We start from the raw sequence: 21,167 nt of genomic DNA on the forward strand, positions 1-21,167 counted from the left end.
GGTGAATTTTGATAGGGCAAAGCTACCGGCGCCGCCGCGCTTTTAGTTGTCCGGAATTGACAATCTTACCTCAGTGGCAACCATATGCTTGTTTGCAGATCCTGCACGGCGGCCGTGTTGCCGGGATGTTTCGCATAATGCTCTATGACCGGTGTTGTCGCAAACGTAAGGTTGGTTTCGAGTATCCATCCCGCATAGATCTTCCTGTAGGTTTCTTCTATCGTTTCGTAGCTGCCCTGGTGCAGAAAGCAGGCATACCTGCCGCCCGGGATAGTCTTGACGGCCAGCTTCCTGTTCTCCGGCCGGCAGGAAGCACAGGCATCGTACCGGCACCTCAGGTTTTCCCGTACCAACGGCTCATCGGCCACGATGCCGTAGAAGTGGGTCTCACCGGCAGGAAAGGAATTGAGCATAAACCTGGTCCAGAGCAATTCGATGTCTTCGTAATTGTAATCAATAAAGGCGCTTTGATAGTGGACCGTCACAGGCGGCATATACACAATGTCCGGCTTCAAATGCTGTTCTGCTGTGAGCGGAACGATGGCTGCGCGCGCCAGCAGCGAATGCTTCCCCTGCTTTGCCGTCCGGGGAGGCATGCCAAAGTGCTGTTTGAAGGCTTTGGAGAAGGAGGCCAGGTTGGCAAATCCTGTTTCAAGGGCTATAGAGGAAAGTGTTTCCCGGGTATACAGCATCATCTTGTAGGCATGCTCCACCTTAAGCCGTTTCTGGTAAGCGCCTATGGTCTCTCCGCAGGTATATTTAAAGATACGCTGGATATTCCTGTAGGAGTAATGAGATACCTGCTCCAGCTCTTTAATGGAAATGAGCCGGTCGTAGTGCTCTGTCACAAAACTGAGTGTATCGTATACGCGGGTGAGGTCTGCCGTAGTGCCGGTATCCATATAGGCTGCTTTAATACCAGACAAATTACGAAAAAAGCAGACATGGGCTTTGTAAACGGCTATTTCCCTGCTGGCTGGGGAAGAAATGGTCTTCGGACCTGATAATTAAAAGTGGCTGCCTCCAAAGCTTGTTTGCGCAAGCATAGGGGACAGCCACTTATTCTTTTTGAAATTAAAAAATCAATGTCGTTTAGTTGAGAAAATCAGGTATCTATAGCATTTCAAAATTTCGCCCCGCGAGGGCAATCTCTTGAACTAAGGGAATAGCTTTCTTTTAACCTATAAAAATATCCTTTTTCAACAGCAAGAGATCCTTCCCTTCGCAAGCTGCGCAAGCGTCGGATCAGGATGACAATGGCGAGTTTATTGTTACGTTAGCCCAAGCCATAAACATACCATGCTCATGCTCACATCTGCGGGCGTCATAGAAGCATCTCAATACCTTTGAACAACTTAAGACACTGCACCTAAAAAGTGCAGCTGATCAAGGTCGGTTGTTGGCTACCGGCATATCCCTTTAATGGTAAAATACTTCTAAGCGACGCATTTCACACTAATTCTTTGTGTCCTCTGCGTACAACTTAGCGTCCTTCGCGGTTAACTACATGCCTTTTTCCTTAAATGCTTAACTAAACGACATTGAGTTAAAAAATAGGCTTACTTCCTCACGATCTTCTGCGTGAACCTGACCCCGGTACCACTGATCCCAATCATATATATCCCGGGTTGAAGCGTTTCCAGCGAAACCGTGTGACCGTTTTCGAGATCATTGGCTTTCACCTTCTGGCTACTCAGCACCCGTCCGTTGATATCTTTAACTTCGATTAATAGTGCCGGATGATCCTGGCCGTAACGTATGATCACTTTGTCCGTAGCCGGATTGGGATATACCTGGAACAGGGCGTCGCTTTGCGTCACAGGCGCAACGCCTTTTTCGCCAGAGACCTGATCGGCGGCGGATTTGTACATATACCGCGCTACATAAAATTTCCCGGTACTATCTGTAAAATTGCCGACGGCAAAGACAGCGCTGCCAGCGCAGGTGACACTGGTAATCCAGCTGTTTGGATTCAATGCCCGGGCACCGGCACCGAGCTCTATCCAGGCTGTGCCGCTCCAACGGGCTACATAGGGTTTCCCGTTACTATTTTCAAAAGTTCCGGCTGCATAAACATTATTGTGACCATCAACAGCGAGCCCCAGGATAACACCATGATCGTTTACATACATTCTGTCTGCGCCATTTCTGGCTTCCGCCCAGGAAACGCCGTCCCATTTGGCAACATAGACCTTTCCCAATTCATTTTCGAACTGTCCGCCGGTATACAGATTGCCCGATGCATCCTGGCATAACTTATGAGATTGTGCGTCGGCGTTGAGCCCATTAGCGCCCGTTCCTACCGCCGACCATGTGGTGCCATTCCATTTCGCGACATATTTTTTTCCTGCGCTGTTCTGAAAATTGCCGACCGTATATATATTACCCGCAGCATCGCTCATGAGATCGTGTATATAGCCGTTTGCGTTCAGCCGGTTGGGGCCTGTTCCCAGCTCTGCCCAGGTCGTTCCGTCCCATTTCGCTACATAGGGTCTTCCTGAGCTGTTGAAAAAGAAGCCCGCTGCGTAGACATTCCCGCTGGCATCGGTGGTGAGCGCCTGAATTTCATCGGTCGCATTGAGGGCGGTGGCGCCGGAGCCGAGTTCCTTCCAGGTGGTACCATCCCATTTAGCCACGTAATATTTTCCGGAACTATTGGTAAAGCCACCCGCCGCATAAATATTGCCCTGCTGATCCCTGGCCAGCTCACCAATAAAATAGTTGGCATTAAGGGTATTGACGCCCGTTCCCAGCTCCGACCATTGAATGCCGTTCCAGTGTGCTACATAACGCTTTCCGGCGCTATTTTTAAAGTCGCCGGCAACATACACATCGTTCTCGGCAATGGCGAGAATATCGGTGATACTGCCATTTGCATTCAAGGCATTAGCGCCTGTGCCCAGTGGCCCCCAGGGTTGTGCACTTAAAGTCATTTTACCCATCGCCAGACAAAGCCATAGAAGAATAACTTTACTACCCATCAGAAAAGAAGCACGCTTAATTTTTTTAAAAGAGAAGGTGTTGGTTTTTTTCATTTTGCAGCTATTTACGGGTTAGAAGATGGCATGAATATCCTGTAAATGTAATAGCGTACAAGACGGTAAAACAATCGGGAAAAGCCATGATTTTTCACTTCATGGTTTTCCCGATCATTGTTTAAGAGGAGTTAGGTCCTTTCTGCTGAAGCGTGCAGCATACCGGTACACTATTCTTAAGCCCGGTTGCAGCACCGACGTACCAGAGTCTGGCGTGTGTTTATAGCGCCTGCTGCAAGAAGATACGATAGACTTACTCGTGCAGCACCAGTATCGCTTTAACGGATTTGTTCAATATCTCATTGACCGTGCTGCTGGCAAACAGGCGATATATAATGTTGTGATTGCGTTTTACCAGGCACAGGATATCGGTTTCATTGCTTTCGATAAAATCGATAATGCCATGCGATGTCTTAATATCATCGTCATCGACGTAATTAAAATTGATCTCTACGGTAGGGAGCATATCCTTTAATTTCTGCTCACCGTTTTTTATTTCTTTCTCATCCATATCCTTTTCGGAAATATGGAGCACTTCCAGCTTCTTCGGTTTGGAGACCTTAAGTATCTGTTTCAGCGCTTTCACATCCCTCACAGAGAATTTGGTCGTTTTATAGTCCGTAGCCAGCGTGACAACCGGGACGGCAGGCAATGCGCTTTCCAAAGGCACGATCAGCGTCGGTATCCTCAGTTTGGTAACCGCCATACTGGCATTGCTGCCCACGATGCCTTTGATGCCCGTGGCGCCGGTGATGCCCATTACCAGGAAGGAAACGTCGTTATATTCCGTATACTTGGTAAGCACGTTGCGCAACGAGCCCACGTCGCAGATGGTTTTAATGTTAACGTCTGTATGGTCTTTTTCGCGGCCGATGGCTTCTGCCCATTCTTTTAAGGCCGATCTTTTTTTGGCATAATAATCTTCGATGAAAATCGCATTGTACATGTTATTATTGATGCCTTCAGTAGGATGCACCGCATGAATGACGGCAATCTCCATCTGCAGAACCTTGGCAAGAGAGAAGGCCGCTGCCAATGCATTGCCTGCGCTGCTTGAAAAATCTGAGGCGACGAGTATTTGTTTCATTTTTTTGGAATTAAATGTCAGTGAATCAAAAGTACATACTCTGCTAAACAAACAGGTGGAAAAGCATAAACAGCAACAGGGATAGCAATATGGAAACCGGCAAGGTGAGCACCCATGCCAAGCCGATATTTTTTAACGTGGCCCCGTTCAGGTTGCTTTTACCACCCGATGCCACCATGGAGCCGGCGATACCGCTCGACAGCACATGGGTGGTGCTTACCGGCAGCCCGAAAAGGGTGCTGAGACCTATGGTCGAAGCGGCGACAATCTCGCTTGAGGCGCCCTGGGCATAATTTAAATGCTCGTTCCCTATTTTTTCGCCAATCGTTACTACAATTCTCTTCCAGCCTATCATCGTGCCCAGGCCCAAGGCAATGGAGATGGTGATGATGACCCATATGGGTGCAAACTCCGTCAGCTTTTTAAGCTCCGATGCCTGATGACTAAGGGCGGCGCTGCTTTTCCCATCTATAACAATCGCTTTATTCTCGTGCAGCTTTTTAATGGATGCCACCAGAGCTTCCACCTGCTTTCTGAATTTGTAGGTGGCTTCCTTATCCGTTTCGCTTTTGTGCGCCAGATGTATTTTTACCGCTTCAATGTCGGCATTCAGCTTTGTAAATTCAATGCTGTTTGCAGTATTGGCGGCTGCAATGGTCTGTACAATACGCTCGGTCTGATTTAATGTTGCAATAATTTTATCGTTAGGGACATTATGATCTATGGCAAATTTAGCGGGTAGAAATGCGATCAGGATCAGCATAAAAAGACCGACACCTTTTTGCCCGTCATTGCTGCCATGGAAAAAGCTGACCAGGGTACAGGTGGTAATTAAGATTCCCCTTATCAGCAGCGGCGGCCTGTCGTTCTCACCCTCCGGGATATGAAAAAGGGCCTTGTACCTGATTACGTATCTTAAAAGCCACATCAGCAGGATAGCCAGGCCAAAGCCGATTACCGGTGACAGAATAAGCGACAGCCCTATTTCCTCTGCTTTATGCCAGTTGACGCCACTGCCGCCGTAATACCAGGTAAAGCCTAAACCGGCGCCTATCAAGGCCCCGATAAGGGTGTGGGAGCTGGAACAAGGTATCCCCAGGTACCAGGTGCCCAGATTCCATATAATGGAAGCCAGCAACACCGCAAGCACCAGGCAGGCCCCGACAGCTACAGGAAGCGTCATTAAGGTGTCCATCGGTACCAGCTTTAGTATGCCCATCGCCACGGCGATCCCGCCTGTAAATACACCCAGGAAATTCCAGAATCCCGACCAGGGTATCGCGACCACGGCCTTAAGTGCTTTGGTATAAATTACGGTGGCCACGGCATTTGCCGTATCATGAAAACCGTTTACAAATTCAAATGCGACTACTGCGAGCAGGCACAGTCCGAAGACAATTGCCAGACCTATGGTCAAACCGGATTCGCCTATAAAAGGTATGTCTAAAAACATAATTGCTTAAGTTCAGTGTTTAAAATGGGATTGATTGTAAATGCATTGATGTATTACCAGCGATATTGGACCCTCGCCGTAAATACATCGTCCTTAATATCCTGGGTATAGTTTTTAAGGCTGGTGGCTTCATTCGTAACGTGCTCCTCATAAAGAGTCAATTTCACCCGCTCGGTCAGCTGATAAGTAAGGCCGTAGGCCAGCGTGCTGAATTTCACATCGCCGTCGTTGGTAAAATTGCCGGCCACGCCTATGGCCTTGCCCGAAGCGTCGGTATTGGGATCATATACGTCGTACGCCAGTAAGGCAGTAAGTTTTGTTCTCGCAATCTGTTGGGTGAACCATAAATAATAGCCATTAAAGCTGCGTTCAAACAGATCGCCCAATGGTTGTGTGCCGAAGCTTTGGCTGGCATAAGGCCCCAGTAGTTTATCGGGGCCGCCGGCGGCTACGCCCGGCTGTTTGCCGGCAACATACTCTGCCTTAAGGGTAGTACTTCCGAAGGTGTTGTCGTATTGCAACTGCACGTTGGCGCCATAATAATTCCTGTCCAGGTTCTTGCCGGCAAAGTCTTCGCTTGTGTGCGCCACATAACCATCCTTGACCGGCGTATAGTATGTTTTGGTATTGCTCCGTACCGTACCCTTATAAGCGGAGGCGCCAAAGCCGATATGGAATTTCTTATTAAGAAGGCTGTCAAATTTAAACGCAACATTGCCGATAACATCCTTCTTGCCATCGTAGTCCTTGGCATTTTTTCCGCTGCCATTTACTATGGCAAACTCCAGTGTCAGGAATTTGGCAACTTTTTGCGGATGATAGCCGATTAAGGCGCCGATATCCCGCTCCCGGGGCATTAAGGTTTGGAAAACGCGGGCACGCTCCGGGAAATCACGATATCCCGAAGAGTAGACGATAGAATATCCGAAAGGCCTGTTGAATAAACCAGCTGTAGCACTGAAAGCTTTGTAGTGCGGATGGCGCAGCTGAATAAAAGCATCCATCAGCTGAACGCCATCCTGTGTGGCATCAAGCTGGAAAACGATGCTTGAATACTTGTCTACCCGGTCAATTTTTAAGCGTCCTCTCCGGATCATAAAGCGGCTATCGGAATTAGCGGAAAAATCGCCTCCCGAAAAAGAGGTTACTCCCGGGGACTGCACCTTTTGAAATTCCGCTTGCAGGTAGCCGGTAATTTTAATGTCGTGCGGGTCATAGCTTGATGGTGCATTGTTGTTTTGTCCCAAAGAAATAAGTGGCACAAAGGTGAGTAGTAGTAAAATATTCTTTTTCATCGTCCGCAAAACTAGAGAATAATATATTATTTTTAATGTTAATAAATTATTATCCCTGACTTAAAAAAACTTAACTGTATTGCGGAAAATCCCTGCGGTAAGAGAAGATATAAGCCCGTTTGTTTCCTTTATGAGCGCTCAAGCGCAAAACGAACATTAGATCAGCAAACATATAGCAGATAGCAATAGCTAACTAATGTTGTTGTATTACTTGAGTGTTACAATTGAGGTTAACTAATGCTGCTCCCGTATTGTTCCGGCCACTCCGGTAGTCCATAACTTGCTTTTCCGGATCCTGTTTTCCGCTTTATTTCCTACTTTCATATAATAAGCAGATAGAAGCTTACCAAAAACGATTATGTATGAAAGCACTTACGATTATCCTTTTTATGATTGGTGTTGCCGCTGGCCATGCACAAACAAACCTGTTGCCGGACGGGAGAATATTTGATGCAAAACGGCTGAAAAACGAAAAATACCAGATGGATTGCTATCTGGTTGCCGGTGATCAGAGAACCAAATTTGGCGTTTTCGATGTAGAAGTAAAAGTCAATGCCAGTACCTTGTCTGTTTTTACCCATATCTATGTGCCGGATTCCAGGGCGACCTATGTAGATACCTGTATCGCCGATGTGGTCAATCTTAGTCCAAAGTACCGTTCATCTTATAGCTACAGGAGAAATTATGCGTTAAATTTTGGCAATGAGATCAGCGGCTATTACTTAGACAAAGCAACAGGAAAAAGAACAACCGTTAAAGAGCCTGTGAACAAAAATGCATTTGATAGTTACATTTATTCTTATGTGCTCGGCACGCTTCCGCTGGCCCCGGCCTTTAAGGCAACCCTGTCGGCTTATGAATATACCCCCGAGAACAAAAAACGGGTTAATAGTGTAAACATTAATAGCGTTGAGGATGCGGTATTCCAGAGCAATGTTTTGGGAGCGCGCAATGTATGGAAAGTAGATGTAGTAGAAGAAGCAACCAACGACAAGTCCAGTTACTATATCGATAAGGAATCGCATAAGCTATGGATGGTATCCTTTACCGCCAATGGCAATCGGATGGAGTATGTAGATAATGAGCTGAAGCTCGGGAACGGGAGTATATCGGGACAGGTATTTGCAAGGGACAACCAAAATGAAGGTCTTGGAAAGGGTATAGCGATACTTAATATCAACAAGAAGCAATATGCGCCTGTAGGGACGGCGGTCTACCTGATACCTGGCACACCTTATTTTGAAAAATTCAGGGAAGACTTAAAACAACAAAAAAAATCAAAGTCCGCCGCCAGGGTAGAGCCCCTTTCCGACGAATTCCTGATGACCATCAGAAGTACAACGGTAGTGGACGATAAGGGTAACTATGAAATCAAAAATGTACCCGAAGGTACTTACTACCTGGTGGTTTCGTTTGGCTATGAACATACCCATATTGGTACGGAAACAGTAGGGCAGACCGACCATTACATTAACGGAAACTATCAGGGTTCGAGTCCGATTAACAGAATCTATGCGGCAGGCCAGAATGCATCTGCTAATATTGAAAAGAAAATCAAGGTTGCGCCCGGCCAAAAACTGGAACAGGATTTGAAAAAAACGCTTTAGGCCTACCACCGAAAAGTAAATTGACTCCCGCATATAGGCAACCAATTAAATCCGGTCCTTGAGCCCAGTCGAAAGGGCAACGATGCAATGGTGGTGCTTCTACAGGCTCAACAGCCGTGAGGGCAGCAGGGTGTATACTGGATACGCTTTGCCGATGCCACGAACAGGCGCTGGCAAGCTATGCTGACGAAGCAATAGCTTTATCGTAGCCGCCGGCAGCGATCTTTAGCCTTGTGCTGACTGGTTCGTATTATTCAGAATGAATTCGTGCATCAGCGCTGCACATTCCTGATAGTGCGTCTCCAGCAGAAGATGTGCCCCGTCGTAAATGTGCATGTCGAGCCGGTCAAGCTCACGGGCATAGGCGAGTACCTCTTCAATCTCAAAATAAGGATCGTGCCGTCCCCAGAGCAGTAGTGCAGGCGGCTGGTGCTTGCGATGATAGGCCGAAATATCAGGGAAAAGAGCAACATAGCGGCCATAGTCTTCGAATATCCGGAATTGGATATCTACGCGTCCGGAACGGCTCATCCGTTCCCAGTCCAGGTGCCATCCTTCAGGTGCAAACAGCGGCTTGAGGCGGTCGGGAATATCGCCGACGTAGGTATGGCGCACCCCTTCGAAATTCAGCCATTCCGGGAGCATTCTCTTGTTTTCGGGAGTTGGGTCCGACCAGTAAATCTTGTTGGCATCCCAGTCGGGACCGAGACCTTCCTCGTGGGCGTTGCCGTTCTGGATAATGAGTCCCAGCACACGGTCGGGATGCGCCAGCGCCAGGTAATAAGCTACCGGCGCCCCGAAATCGTGAACATAAAGGAAAAAGCGCTCCATCCCGATCTCTCGTGTTAAAGCGTCGATGGTACGTGCCATGGCCTCGAAAGTATAGGCATAATCATCGGGCGCCTCTGTGAAGCCGAAACCGGGCAGGTCGGGCGCAACGACCCATGCCACCTCCGCCAGGGGGCTCATGATATGACGAAAGCTATACGATGAGCAGGGTTGGCCGTGAAGCAGTAGTACACCAGGGTTATTATGTCGCCCTGCTTCGCGATAGAACAGGTTTACCCCATCCACTTTCATCAGATGATGCCTGGTTTTCTCAATGTGCAGCATATTGCCCTCCTGTTTGTTAAGTTATAGGTTTCGATTTTTAGATGCGACAAGTGGCGCCACCGGTTAGTCAATCTGTGCGATCGTCTCCGCTGCATTACAAAAGCAATCCGGCGATAAAAGTTCAGAAAAATAAGGTTAAACTTCCGGAGGGCTTTTCGCTTTTCTGCGCTTTTCCGTTTTACCCCAATGGATATCATCGTTCAGAAAGAATACGGGCAGTGGGGTAGGGGCACGGCCTGAAGAGCGGAAGCCGCCGGAAGAAATGATGCCATAGAAGAGGTTTTCAAAAAGCTGACTATGCTGATACAAAAAGCATAGCGCAACATTACCCCCTGTTCCCGTGCTTGCCGAAGCACCGCGCTATGGCTAGTCCTTTCGGCAGGCTCAAGGCCGGCCGATGTACGCATACGTCATGGCCGTACTTTAATGCGCCAACATTCCACTTATTGTTTAGATGATTGGAGGTAACCCATAGCGCGGTTAGACGGATGAAACCTGATGACGGGCGGATGGGATCTGCCCTTCGTCGGATGGTATAGCTGTTCTGATCCCGATACACGCTAATTTACTATTTCACTAAAAAATATGTTGAAATGACCAGAAAACTATTAAGCACCCCAAAAGCGGTCACTGTACCTAACGCTTCTGCGACAGGCAAAAGCCCCAAGTGGACGAAATTACCTGCCCTTGCTGCGCTGTGCCTCCTGTTGCTGCCTGCCACAGTGCCTGCCCAAAACATGGTACGGCATTATACCGATGTTGATAATGTAAGTATTGATTACATACAGGGCATGCCATGGGGTAATGGCTATGTGCTGGGAGGCAGCCTGAAGCGGCCCACCATCGGAGGATTCAATAACACCAGCCCGGTAGGCATGATTTCGCGTATACGCCTGCAAGCAACAAACGTTGCGCTGAACACGCAGCTGCTTACGACCTATGTAGATTCGGCCGAAATCCAGTTAATGCAGTCATCGGGTTGCGGCAGGCTGAATCTATGGTTTACGACTACCGATACCAAACAAACGCAGGATGGCGGATTTATCATCTGCGGTCGCGTGCGCAAGAATGTCGAGGATGGTGGCTGTGGCGGCCCCGCGGTAGATGAGCCCTTTTTGTTGAAGACCGACAGGGCTGGCGTTCCGAGATGGTATATGCGCTACAACAACAAGGCAAATTTTACGAGTGTGGTAGAAGATCCGGTAACCGATAATTTTATTGTTTGCGGTACCTATGGCCAGGAAGCGATGGTAGCAGGAATGGATAAGAACGGAAACAGCCTTTGGACAACAACTATTCCTTTGACATCAGCCTATTCAGAAGTAGCGCCCTTTACCTCCGGTGGCAAAACCTATTATGCGGTTGTCGGAAATTCGAACAAAAATGTCTCAGCAAGCGACATGCTGCTTACCGTGGTGGATGCCAATGGTGTGCATTATCAGGATGCCATCCTGAAACGCGGCAACCCTTCGATTCAAGGCTGGGGCGTCCACGATGCCAACGATGGCAGCGTGGTAATCACAGGCGAGACCAGCGAGTATTATTCCGATCCCGGCAATACCTTTTTTATCAACCCTGTTATTATAAAGATACAGCCGTTAACGCTTTCCTTAAGCTTTGTGAAGGCATATTTTTATTTCGTGAGCGCTGCCGATTCGTTTACAAGGGGCAGCGGACGCAGCATTGTACATGCTCCCGGTATCCAGGGCAATATTTCCGTGACCGGATGGGGGGGCTTTGTCGACTGGGCCTATAGCAATGTATGGCTTGCCGGGCTATATCTTGAGGTGAAATATGACGGCAGTCTTGTACGCTACACTCATTTGGCTCCCGATATCGCCTATTCCGGCAAGGGCATCGTGAATAATGGCGCAACAGGTTATCCGGCCTTTTCCGGTTTTACCTACAATAACGAATCCTTTGCCATCCGTAATAATTATGGATTTGATTGCGGCAATGATATCCCTGTAAGCGATCGTGATCTGGAGCTGAATATTACCCGCATTACCTATAAGAGCATTGGTAAAATTCCGGGTAAGAAATATAGCATCGTCAGATATCCTGTGAACGTTAACGAATACCTGGCTTGTGGTGTACCCAAACCAGGACCGACCTCGGTTGCCAATGTCAGCGCAACGAATGACATTGTCGTATTTCCCAATCCTGCCAACGACAAGCTGGAAGTAAGCGCCGGTAATGTGCAGCTCAGGAAAATATCGGTATACGAGATTTCGGGTCGTATCGTATCTACGCAGCAAGCAGCCGGTGCTACAACAACGATTGATGTGTCCCGGCTCGCTGCCGGTACCTACATATTGGTGGCGGAAGATGCAAAAGGCAAAACGGAAAGGCAGAAGTTCGTAAAAGAATAAAGCTTACGATGCTAAGCCTGTCGGGGCTTGTAGCCTGGGATAAAGAATCAGGGGCTGTTCCAAAAGCAGGGGCGGCCCCTGTTGTATTGGGATACCTGATGGAGGCCATCAGGCAATTAGTCGCCGCTTTGGTTAAAACAAAGGGCATTACGGTTTCATGTAACGCCATTCGGTTGCGGACCTTTGTAAAAAAGAAATGATGAAAGCAATCAGAATTTATGAATTCGGCGAACCGGAAGTGATGAAAATTGTCGCGGTTGAACGACCTGTTTCCGCAGCAGACGAGATCCTGGTAAAAGTGTACGCTGCGAGCGTAAACCCGGCGGATTACATCATACGCCGGGGAGGAAACGATGGCTTAAAGCCACTGTTGAAGTTACCCATGGGATTAGGCATTGATGCCGCAGGCATTGTAGAAGAGGTTGGAAGCGATGTAACCGGATTCAAACACGGTGACCGCGTATATGGTGTCCCCAATTATTTAGATGGCAGCTACACAGAATATCTCGCAGCGAAAGCCAATCAATTTGCCCTTATGCCGCGCACGATCAGCTTTAACGACGCCGCCTCGTTGCCGGCCTGTGCACGCATGGCCTGGAGCGGTATGGTGGAGAAGGCGAAGGTCCGGCCAGGTCAGCGTGTATTGATCCATGGAGCGGCAGGTGGTATCGGAAACCTGGCGTTGCAGTTTGCCAAGGCATGTGGCGCCTATGTTATTGGTACTGCATCGGCACATAATGCTGATTTTTTAAGACAGCTGGGCGCCGACGAAGTGATTGATTATAACACCCAAAAATTTGAGGATGTTGCAAGTGATATCGATGTGGTATTCAATGCTACGCCTACTACTACTGTTGATGAAGCATTGCGGCTCAGGTCCGTTCCGGTTTTGAAAGAAGGCGGTATCTTTGTCTGTACGCATGGCGTTTGGCCCAACGAAGAGTTTAAGGCATTACTGGCCCGTAAAAATGCAACCGTTTCCATGGCCGGTGTTGGTATTGATCACCGGCATTGCCTGACCGAAGTAGCTAAACTTATTGACGCGGGCAGCGTGAAACCTATAGTCAGTAAGGTTTATCCGTGGGAGCAGGCAGCGGAGGCCCATCGCAGTATCGAAACGAAGCATGTCCGCGGAAAAATTGTGCTTGAAATTCGTAAAGAAGATTAAAACATATGGTACATTATAAAACCATCAGCGAATGGTTCGAGGCCTTTCAACTGCCAAAGCCCGAACATCCGCTGATCAGCGTAGTGAAGACAGATGTTGCGAGCATGATGCGCAGTGGCGACACATTGACCTGTTTTTGCGACTTCTATTGCATAGCAATAAAGCGGGTTACAGGCGCCGGAGATATCAAATTAAAATATGGGCAACAATCCTATGATTTTAATGAAGGGATCATGTCTTTTGTATCGCCGGGGCAAGTGACAAGCCTTTCCGTTGAAAAGGACATTGAAGTAAAGCAATCGGGATGGCATTTGATCATCCATCCCGATTTCCTTTGGAACACGTCCCTGGCCAGTACTATTAAGAGATACGAGTTTTGGGATTATGCTGCAAACGAATCCTTATTCCTTTCCGGAACAGAAGAGGAGATCATCATCAACATCATCCAGAATATTCATCGCGAGACGCACGCTAATATTGACAAATTCAGCAAGCAGATCATTATATCACAGTTAGAAAGCTTACTCAACTATGCCGAGCGGTTCTATAACCGCCAGTTCATTACACGCGAAAAGACTAACCATAAAATACTTGACCGCCTTGAAAAAGCATTGAATAGTTATTTAAGCAGCGGACAACCGGCTATTAAAGGTTTGCCGGCCGTAAACGATATTGCTGCTATGCTCCATATCACGCCAAAATACTTAAGCAGCCTGTTACGGATACATACGGGACAGAATACCCAGCACTATATCCACGAAAAACTGATTGAAAGGGCTAAAGAAAGAATAGCCACAACGGATCTTTCCATGAGCGAGATCGCTTACGAACTGGGATTTGAGCATTTGCAATCTTTTAGCCGGTTGTTTAAAGCCAAAACCCTGCTTTCGCCCATGGCGTTCAGGCAGTCGTTCAAAAATTAGCCATTGGTATAAAGCACTTCTTTAGCGGTTATCTCAATAAGCCTGGATACAAAATGGGGCTGGCCCCCAGGCCAGCCCCATCAGTTTTATTTAATCTGACTTGTCAGCATAGTCAGCTTATTTAACTATAACTATTTTTCCGGTAAACAACTCGCCGCTTGCTGTCTTTGCCGTATAGAATAAAGTACCGGACGGCCAGGAAGATAAATTTATTGTTTTCTTCGACTCATTGGCTTCCAGCGTCAGCTCTTTCACCCTGTGGTGATAGGCATCAAAAAATTCGATGTCCAGCTTTACGCCTCCGCTGTATTCCATGTGAAGTGTCGTGCTGGCCGGATTGGGGAATAAGACAAAGGCCTTTCCTGGTAGTACTTCAGCAAGGGGAGCTGCAATATCCTGGATCGCTTTTTCTTCTGTTCCATCGGGAAGCTTGATTTTTCTTTCATAGTCCTTTCCGGTTGCCAGGCGGATCCAGTTGCCGGCCCTTACTTGTGCCCACATAGATGTGCCATCGAACACATCCTGGATTTGCTTTAATTCTTCACCGGTTACACTTTTCAGATTCCTGTTTTTTGCCTTAAAGCCGGCCAGTAGCTGCATCATGGGCCTGGCATTCGTAAACTCTCCGAATTCCTGCGGGGTCATGCTTACATATTTTCTCAATATCTGGTCGTATAGTTGTATCGCATCAGTCGCCCTTCCCTGTTGGGTATAGAGGTCAACACGCAGGAGATCGGTATAGGGATCGGAAAACTGGGTCAGGAAGGTTTCCAGGTTTTTATCCCGGTCGGCAGAGGTACTGGCGATGAGCTGAGGCAACAGCAAGCTCTTATAATCTGTCAGCGTCATAGTAGCGGGCAGGTTATAAGGAGGCATTGCAGACAGTTTTTCGCCAGAAGGCAAGCTACAGGAAGCACCAATGGCAGCATTGATTGGTGTTGTTTCGGTAGTGTTGATGAGCACCGGTTGCTGATTGGCCCCCGTTCCATAATAATAAATGAGGTTGAGCACCTGGTTCGTTGGCGCAGTAATATGCCGGTGCAGTCCGCCACCATTGCCCAATGCAGAGAAAGCATTCCCGGCAGGAGTGGCGGCGCTGCCCTGAAGGCGGCACATGCCATGTTGCATAGGATCAGACCCCAATACACTTTCATCAAATCCCATTTGCTTGTAGGTGTTACAGAGAAACTGTAAGCCTGTGGCCGAGCTCTCCTTTCGCCCGTTGGTATTTAAACCCAGGGACTCATTGGCCACATACAATTTGGAATAGCTGTTATTGGTCACTTTGGTATTGGCAGAACCACCATCTTTAACCACAACGCCTACCTTTTGTATACCGGTACCGGCGCTGGCTGTAAAGTCATTGCTATTAAAGCTATAACCGGTACTGCCATTGAGTAAGGCACCGTAGGCATTGGGCGTATTGGATACAGTGTAACCCACCCGGAAGCTATTCTGGGTGATCGCAAATGCCTGCGCTGCCGAGACATCGATTCCCGTTTTGTTGTCGATGAAGTCGGAGTTTTTAATGCTGAAGCTTTGAACGCCGGTTATATGACCTACGGTTACGCCTTCGTCCAATCCGCGGAAAGTATTATTTAACTGATTCGAGCAGGGTACGGTATTGGTCAGGCAGTAGGCGCCTGCGTTAAAGCCACCATCATAAGAGACGATACCTGTGGTAGGTACATAGTCGGAGCGGGTGGCCAGCTCGCTTATAAAGGTGCAACCCTCGATTTTTACACCTTCTACTTCCCAAAGGGAAATACCCAAAGACGCGCCGGGATGGTTGGGCGCATGCGTCCATTCAAAGGTAGATTGGGTAATGATGGTACGGTTGCCTATTGGTATTCCTGTTCCCACCGCTGTGTTGTGAAACGGAGCAAATTCAACGCCTTTAAAACAATTGCTGAAAGTAGTATTACTGATCGTTGCAAATCCGCCCGTCTGGGAATAATCGCCATTGGGTTCCCAAAGCATTACTCCTCTAGAGGCATTTTCGATAAGGCCGTTGCTGATCGTCGCATTACCTTGCCAGTTGTTGTAAGGCGCCCCTGCTGCCGGATCGTCCATCTGGCTCTTATAGCTACGCCCGAGCACCACGATACCATCCCACATGGAATGATCGTTGTAGGAGGTAATGATACCGCCGTCAATCACCAGTCTGGCGCCTTGTTCTACAATAATCTGCCCGTTTTCCGGCATCGACACACGGCATTTGATAGTGAGTGTATGTCCGGCCGATACCCTTATATTACTGAAGACACGGATGTCAAAATCCCAGGTTTCATCCTTGGAGAGTATCCAGGGATCAAACTCAGGTGAATTTACATTGTAGACAAAATTCCTTCCGGCGAGAAAATGTGCATTGCGGTGTATGCGGCCCACCTGCAAGGGAGAGAGGTAAACGCCGTTGGAGCTGCCCATCAGGTTATTGGTATAAGGTCCGGTAGGATCTGTATCATCCTCGCCCCAGATAAAATTGTCGGGCCATAAACAATGTTTCAGCTGACCGGTATTAAAAATGTCCTTCAGATAATCAAGATTTGTTTCATCACAAGATTCCGGTGTGGATGAATTGGTTCCCGGTGAGGTACGATACAGGTGCATCAACCCCACAGCATGCCCTATTTCATGTAAAAGATTGGTGGCTGCCACCCAGGGTTGTGTGTCGTAATGGTTGACAAAATAATTATGAACGGCGATATACTCCCCGCTTGGTGCAAAGGTATTGGTACCATTCACGATATCCTGCCAGGGCAGCGTGCTGCAAACGGTATAGCCGCCGGCGCTGGTGCCGAATGAGGGGTTCCGGTAAAAGAAGACATTGAGTTCCTCATCATTATTATGAAGATAAGGCACCAGGTTCATGTTGTTGTCCGTTACAAAGTCGATGCCCGCGCATTCTATCTGGAGTTTTGCATCGGTGAGCCGGCAGGTGCCGCAGATATTGCTCTGTGGAAAGTTTGGCGCCTGCGGATTAGCTAAGTAATCGTTCATGTAAAAGAAGATATCCTTTATCTTATTCGTATCCACGATACTGTAGTTGTCTCCTGGTTGACTGGTCTGAACAACGATGATCCTTACTTTTATTTTTTTTTGTGTTGTAGCGGCGGTAGGGGTATTGATATTCGGTACATAGTTCTCTTTGTTCCGGTAGAAATTGACAAAGTCCGGCGATTGCGGCACACAAGGAGTCGTTACAATGCGTTTGGTTAGACCAGCGCCATGCTGGATACCATAGCAACGGGGTTCGACCTGTTGCTGCGCATAAGAAACGCCTGCTCCCCATAGGGAAAGCGCTAAAAAGATCTTTTTCATTGATGGAATGATGTTAGTTTAGATTGTGTACTTAGTTGGTTAGAAGTTTGGATTAGAGGCATGAAAATAGGTGCACGCCAAAGCAATTAAAGCGCAGGTTAAGCATGTGTAGGTGCGGAGCTGATGGTTAATTTGATTCCTGAATAATGACCTCCTTTTTTAATATTTGCTGCAAGTTCTTTTTTTTAAAACCCGGAGAAAGAGGCAATTGGTGATTACGCACGATCACTTTGTAATCATGCAGGAATAAACAATGGAAGTGACAAGGGCATATGCTTACGGGAAGATGCCTGATAATAATCGCAGGTCCCGATGAATAAGGGTTTCCAAAATGCCCGTACCATTTGAAGTGTCTAATGATATGGGTAAAGCACCGGTTAACAGCTGACAAGGAACTCTCTTACACATGATTGTCAGGTCGGCGCTACCTATACTATTTTGAAGACATCCTAGCCGATAATATACCTGCAAATGCGTACATATCATTTGCAACGTTTATCGCATGAACACGGCAAATCAATTACCGGTTTTCGATTGCAATCATTACTTTGCAGCGTCGTAAAATGTACTTGAATACCATATTTGTTAGCCTGAAATAGAAGCCTGGATTAGGATCAAGCATTCTTCCTGATGGAAAGGGTCGCCGGTTTTTAATTGAACAGGTAGGTGGGAAAGATGTATTGCAAAAAAGATGGCATGGAAATTTCAGTCATCGTTCTTTTTCATTTTATGCTAAACCTTCTGAAAGAATAATATTAACCCTCTGCTGATAAAACAACGGTTTGTTGGACGAAAAAGATAATCAGTATGTAATTGAGCCTTTAATTTATCGGACGATCTGCCTTTTCCCCAATATGAATAATAGAAAAGTGAGCTGCAGATTGCTTGCAGCATACCGCAGCTTTGAAATGCCCTTCAAGCTGTTTTTTCTTTCGCTACTGTACCTATTGTCTGTAGTTGCTCCAGTTTATGCCCAGCGATACAGTTATACTAACTATGATATAAAAGATGGCCTGGCCGGCAGTACTGTGAACGGTATGACCCAGGATAAATCAGGTTTTATATGGTTCAGTACAGAAACGGGACTTAGCCGTTTTGACGGAACAAAATTCAAAAATTTCAGAAGGGAAGACGGGCTTCCCAGTAACGAGACTTTTGCCGTATATGCCGATACCAAAAGCAGGATCTGGATCATCCCTTATAAAAACACGATATGCTATTACTGGAATGGGAAAATATACAACGACCAGAATGATACTACGTTAAGGAAATTGAGGTTTACCTACGAAGTCAATGGCATTGCTGAAGATGCAGCTGGTAATCTTTTAGTGGAAACGCAAAGAGAAGCTTTTGTCATTTATGCCGGCCGGCATACGGTAAAATTCTACGCTAAAGTTCCGGAAAAGTATGAGATCGGTGGGTTGGATTTCAAGCCCGTGGCCGGTGTAGGAGGGCGGTTTCCGGCGACGATGATATCGGCCAGGATGGGGCAAAATTTCAATTATCTGGCGCATCCGGATAACCGGAATTTTTCGAAATCGAGTGCCGCTGTTTTTTTTTCCTACCTGGACAGTAGCCTTGCGATCCTATACAATAGCACCGCACCTGCCTATTATTTAAAATTGCCGCGGGAGGCAAGGGTGAAGATAGTTGATGATAGTATCGTTGCGATTATGAATACTCCGGGGAATGGCGCCCGTTTTTTTAATATTTATAGAAAACAATTTACAGCGCAATTCCTTCGGGGTTATACTATTCACGATGTATTCCGGGATATAGAAGGCAACATCTGGTTTTCTACAAAAGAATCCGGAGTATTTAAACTAAGCCCTGCAGTATTCAGGTCTTTCTTTTTCACCACAAATCCCATACCGGTTGCTGTCTTAAGTATATTTAAATGCGGAAAGGAACTGCTGGTGGGTACCAACAAAGCCCAATGCTGGAAACTTTACCCCACCGAAGGATTGAATTTTAGCAGGATAAATTTAAAGGACAACGAACGTTCCCCATTACTGAAAAGCAGCTGGGAAGAACCGCTGTTTATCAATTATGCGAGCTCCGATTACCTGCATTTTGCAAAGCGACGTGCTACTGATATAAAGACTTTAATGTTTTTTCATGACACCGTGTTGATCAGTAATTGCGACGGCGTCTTTCTTTCCAATCTCCGGGATGGCACACTCCTAAAGTGTTTACATAAGGGCCGTGCTACCTGTGCTTACAGGCATGAGGGCCTCTATTATATTGGTACATTGAACGGACTATATACGACAACAAACGAAGGGGAGGAAGTTTATCTGGGCAATAGCAATAGCCTTTTCAGGAACCGCATCAGTTCTTTTGCGGCGGATAAGGAAGGTACTCTTTGGATTGCTACCTATGAAAATGGAATCGTAGGATACAGGAACGGAAGTGTTACCGTAAATATTACACAAACGAATGGCGGGCTCAACAGTAATATCTGCAGATGTCTTTATCGTTCGGGAAATACTTTATGGGTAGGCACGGAGAAAGGGCTGAACAAAGTGGATATGACTGGTATTGAAAAATATAAAGTAACCGGAAGGTTCAGTATGGCCGATGGGTTAACTTCGGATATTGTCAATGCAATTTATGTGAATGGCCCTGAAGTATATGTAGGGACAGCAAACGGACTGGTACGTTTTAACGAAACCAAAGTACCGCAGCATTCCATTTGTTATCTCCGGATGACGGACATCCGGGTGTCTGAAAAAAGTTATGATCCCGAAGCGCCTTCCTTTGAGCTACCGCACGCTGATAATAATATAAGCTTTGAATTCGTTGGTATATCCTTTTTGTCGGAAGGAAATATCCGTTACCAATACCGGCTCAGGGGCATGAATGACCAGTGGAAAGTAACTTCGGTACCAATCCTTACTTATCCGTCATTACCCTCGGGAAAATATACACTTGAAATTATCGCCGTAAATAAATTCAATGACAAGAGCGAGTTGATGGTGAGGGAATTTGAGATCAGGAAAAGCTTGCCGGAGGAAATCTGGTTCAGGGTCCTGATCCTTGTCCTGATAACCGGTATTATCTGGTTGCTGGTATTGGCCCGTTTTAGCATGGCGAAAAAAAAGGAAGCAGAGCGAAGCCGGGTACAGCAGCAACTATTGGAATTGGAGCACATGGCCTTAAGGGCGCAGATGAATCCCCATTTTATATTTAATTGTCTCAATTCTATTCAGCATCATATTATGCAGCAAGATACCATGGGAGCCAATATTTATCTGTCCCAATTTGCAGACTTGGTAAGACAGACGTTAAATAACGCGCCCAGGACCCATATTATGCTCAGCGAAGAAATAGCGTATCTTACCAGCTACATGGAACTGGAAAAGCTGCAAATAGGCGATGAGCTCAGTTATAGCATAACCGTCGACCCGGCTTTAAACAGAAGTAAGATCAAAGTGCCCAATATGGTTATCCAGCCTTATGTGGAGAACGCCATTAAACATGGCATCGGCCGTTTAGCTGCAGGAGGAACGATCCTGGTTCAATTTCGATTGCAGCGCAGTACGAATGTTTTGGAATGCATTATCGAAGATAACGGCCCGGGGATGGCGCAAACCCTTGCTATGGACAGGGAAAGCAAAAGGCTTCATGCCTCTAAGGGGCTTTCCATTACACAAAACAGGATACAGACTTTGAACCAGCTTTCCGGTTCGCAAAATAAGATCAATGTCAGGCTGGAAGAAGTAAGCCCGGATGCGATCAATAAGGGAACGCGCGTCATCCTTCATTTTCCTTTGTAATACAGATATACGCT

General features: G+C 47.0%; 12 protein-coding genes. 5 read left to right on the forward strand and 7 right to left on the reverse strand.

The features are described from left to right. Window positions 1-65: 65 nt before the first annotated feature. The 5 genes from DZK30_RS21545 to DZK30_RS21565 form a co-directional block, all read right to left on the reverse strand. Window positions 66-902, reverse strand: coding sequence for an AraC family transcriptional regulator (locus DZK30_RS21545; protein ID WP_118976256.1), 837 nt, complete (start codon window positions 900-902; stop codon window positions 66-68). A 657-nt stretch (window positions 903-1,559) separates the two neighbouring features. After that, on the reverse strand, window positions 1,560-3,035 hold the full coding sequence (locus DZK30_RS21550) for a T9SS type A sorting domain-containing protein (protein ID WP_118976257.1): 1,476 nt from the start codon (window positions 3,033-3,035) through the stop codon (window positions 1,560-1,562). 253 nt (window positions 3,036-3,288) lie between these two features. Continuing rightward, a complete protein-coding gene (locus DZK30_RS21555; RefSeq protein WP_118976258.1) occupies window positions 3,289-4,122 on the reverse strand; it encodes a universal stress protein in 834 nt (277 codons plus the stop codon). 43 nt (window positions 4,123-4,165) lie between these two features. After that, window positions 4,166-5,575 carry an inorganic phosphate transporter gene (locus tag DZK30_RS21560; RefSeq protein ID WP_118976259.1) on the reverse strand — a complete coding sequence of 470 codons (1,410 nt, stop codon included), beginning with the start codon at window positions 5,573-5,575 and terminating at the stop codon, window positions 4,166-4,168. A 53-nt stretch (window positions 5,576-5,628) separates the two neighbouring features. Then, window positions 5,629-6,870: a porin family protein gene (locus DZK30_RS21565; protein ID WP_118976260.1), complete on the reverse strand. Its 1,242-nt coding sequence runs from the start codon at window positions 6,868-6,870 to the stop codon at window positions 5,629-5,631. A 362-nt stretch (window positions 6,871-7,232) separates the two neighbouring features. Here DZK30_RS21565 and DZK30_RS21570 point away from each other — a divergent pair, with 362 nt between their 5' ends. Further along, on the forward strand, window positions 7,233-8,477 hold the full coding sequence (locus DZK30_RS21570; RefSeq protein WP_118976261.1) for a DUF3108 domain-containing protein: 1,245 nt from the start codon (window positions 7,233-7,235) through the stop codon (window positions 8,475-8,477). 225 nt (window positions 8,478-8,702) lie between these two features. Here DZK30_RS21570 and DZK30_RS21575 read toward each other — a convergent pair whose 3' ends face one another. Next, complete coding sequence (locus DZK30_RS21575) at window positions 8,703-9,590, reverse strand: alpha/beta fold hydrolase (RefSeq protein ID WP_118976262.1); 888 nt, start codon at window positions 9,588-9,590, stop codon at window positions 8,703-8,705. Between the two features lie 593 nt (window positions 9,591-10,183). On the opposite strand from DZK30_RS21575, the gene DZK30_RS21580 reads away from it, so the two are divergent. The 3 genes from DZK30_RS21580 to DZK30_RS21595 all read left to right on the forward strand — a co-directional run bounded on the left by DZK30_RS21580 (window position 10,184) and on the right by DZK30_RS21595 (window position 14,053). Then, entirely contained in the window at window positions 10,184-11,962 is a 1,779-nt protein-coding gene (locus DZK30_RS21580; RefSeq protein WP_118976263.1) for a T9SS type A sorting domain-containing protein, read from the forward strand. Between the two features lie 196 nt (window positions 11,963-12,158). Further along, window positions 12,159-13,130 (forward strand): NADP-dependent oxidoreductase, encoded by a 972-nt coding sequence (locus DZK30_RS21590; RefSeq protein WP_240432967.1) that lies wholly within the window; start codon window positions 12,159-12,161, stop codon window positions 13,128-13,130. Between the two features lie 5 nt (window positions 13,131-13,135). Further along, window positions 13,136-14,053 (forward strand): helix-turn-helix domain-containing protein, encoded by a 918-nt coding sequence (locus DZK30_RS21595; RefSeq protein ID WP_118976266.1) that lies wholly within the window; start codon window positions 13,136-13,138, stop codon window positions 14,051-14,053. A 117-nt stretch (window positions 14,054-14,170) separates the two neighbouring features. Here DZK30_RS21595 and DZK30_RS21600 read toward each other — a convergent pair whose 3' ends face one another. Beyond that, the gene (locus DZK30_RS21600; RefSeq protein WP_118976267.1) at window positions 14,171-17,374 is read right to left on the reverse strand and encodes a hypothetical protein; all 3,204 of its coding nucleotides are present in this window, start codon (window positions 17,372-17,374) and stop codon (window positions 14,171-14,173) included. Window positions 17,375-18,282: 908 nt separating this feature from the next. Between DZK30_RS21600 and DZK30_RS21605 the strand changes: the two genes are divergently transcribed. Next, the gene (locus DZK30_RS21605) at window positions 18,283-21,153 is read left to right on the forward strand and encodes a sensor histidine kinase (RefSeq protein WP_162903314.1); all 2,871 of its coding nucleotides are present in this window, start codon (window positions 18,283-18,285) and stop codon (window positions 21,151-21,153) included. The last annotated feature ends 14 nt before the right edge of the window (window positions 21,154-21,167 follow it).

This window comes from Taibaiella koreensis (assembly GCF_003545715.1).
In the GTDB taxonomy this organism is placed as follows: Bacteria; Bacteroidota; Bacteroidia; order Chitinophagales; family Chitinophagaceae; genus Taibaiella; species Taibaiella koreensis.